Origin of the sequence: Erwinia sp. PsM31 (genome assembly GCF_030433775.1) — a bacterium.
Lineage (GTDB): Bacteria > Pseudomonadota > Gammaproteobacteria > Enterobacterales > Enterobacteriaceae > Erwinia > Erwinia aeris.
The window spans coordinates 1-236 of record NZ_JARUWZ010000108.1 but is presented as its reverse complement, the minus strand read 5'-3'; the positions used below and the strand labels follow the sequence as shown (position 1 = coordinate 236).

Sequence of the window (236 nt, the reverse complement as noted above, 5' to 3'; positions counted from 1 at the left end):
ATACGGTGCTGGAAATGTCCCATCGATGCTGCGACCTGGCACTCGCCCGCACCCCATTGGGCCCCGCCCGCCAGCCGATCCTTGCCGTGGTTCTCTTCTTCGTCGTCCTCGCACTGTGGCGGTCGATGCCCACAATGCTAGCTGCCATCACCTCCACACCAGAGCCATTTACCGTCTGGAGCCTCGTCTTCCACGACATCGGCTTGCACTACGGCGCTCCCGCGGTGATCGGTTGC

1 protein-coding gene is annotated in these 236 nt (G+C 63.1%); it reads left to right on the top strand.

The features are described from left to right. Positions 1–236 (top strand): hypothetical protein (locus tag QCD69_RS22630; protein WP_301253585.1); only part of this gene is annotated, 236 nt, incomplete at both ends.